Raw genomic sequence first — 1511 nt, 5'->3', positions numbered from 1 at the left:
TCAGTATAGGTAGGAAAGCTTGCATGGAACTGTTCTTAACCTTAAAGTAACCTTACAATTGAAATAAGCAGATTGATCATTTGTAGAAGATAAATAAGTGAACGTTATTACTTTTTGGTATAATTAAAGTGATAAAAATGATTTAAAATAAGAGACTTTAATAGTAATCCGTTGATAGATGCGAACCAAACTCAGTCGGGCAGTGAATAGTTTTTTACCAAATAAAGGTGAGGTGAAAAAATGGGCAGCTTATTACTTGTTATTGGCCTAATTCTAAGTGTTCTTTTGATTTATTCAGTGATCAAATATTCCAGCAGAAAGACTGAGGCGGAGAGTATTGAATATGATCTGATCGTCTCGCTAAAAGCGACTCCCGTGCCGAACATCATTCAACATCCCCGAATAAAAAAAGCAGCAGCATGGGAAAGATATGGTGAAGGAGTTTTCAAGGGGAAATCCAGCTTAACAAAAGAGGAAATGAAACGGTTGTTGATAAAAGAATTATGTCTACCTGAAGAAAATGTCATTGTAGTCGAAACAACCAATCATTTAGAAAAGTCAAAAAAAGAGGAAGACTGATCATCAGTCTTCCTCTTTTCGAGTATTATAATGTTTGAGACTATATCAAGCAGAGCCACGATCCGACAGCAATGAAGGACAAAGCGACGAGATAGATAACGATACTAGTGCATAAAACCAAGACTTTTCCATTTTCACTAAGAATACTGACTTTAACCACTGGCAAAAATAGGTCGTATCGATGGAAAAGGAAAACGCGACCAGCAAGAATCCCAGCTACAATCCCAAAAATCAATAAAAAGAACGATAGACTAATGATTGACGTGAGTTTCAGAAAAACGCAAAAGGTTAACATAGCAGCATACACATATTTTTCCAAAATAATCACCTGATTCCTTAGCGAATTTCATTGCTACTTAACTACTTAAAGTATAAGAGATAACTAGGGGGAAAAACTATTCCGTTTTTTTTAGATATTGTAAAAATCTAGGGAAAAATCAACTTAAAAGTAGTGGACTGATCGGCGACGGTGCCAATAATGCTGGTCTATTGAAGAAGCTGTGATTGAGTAGGAGTGATTTTATTCGGTTAAACAAACACTTATTAAGCAAAAAAGGCAACGTACATCAATCTGTACGTTGCCTTTTGCTATTCAGTAAGTTTTTTTTAGGACATACATATTTCATCGTATTTGTTCCGACTATTATTGTATTGACATATATTTGCTCGATGATGCCGGTTACTTTTTCTCCGTAGCAATTAAATGCTGTAATCTCATTTCCGATGACTAGCTCCATCAATAATCCATCCCTTTCTGCTGCTATGCTAACATTGAATGCAAAATCCTGCTCGTCAATTATTTATAGCAAAGTGAAATAATTAATAGTACATGTTGCTTGTTATTTCTTTTTTTAATAAATCGAAGAGCTGTTTGCTAAAATTTCCCTTGAATTTGAAATTTGTTGGGCTCAAAACAAGGATAAACGCTATAA

General features: G+C 34.7%; 1 protein-coding gene. It reads left to right on the top strand.

Going from position 1 to position 1511, the window contains the following annotated elements; translation table 11 throughout:
- The first annotated feature begins 240 nt into the window (after positions 1-240).
- The gene (locus tag A5875_RS19795; protein ID WP_088935287.1) at positions 241-579 is read left to right on the top strand and encodes a hypothetical protein; all 339 of its coding nucleotides are present in this window, start codon (positions 241-243) and stop codon (positions 577-579) included.
- The last annotated feature ends 932 nt before the right edge of the window (positions 580-1511 follow it).

It is taken from the genome of Enterococcus sp. 3H8_DIV0648 (assembly GCF_002140655.1).
Lineage (GTDB): Bacteria > Bacillota > Bacilli > Lactobacillales > Enterococcaceae > Enterococcus_A > Enterococcus_A hulanensis.
This window is presented reverse-complemented; position numbering and strand designations above follow the sequence as displayed.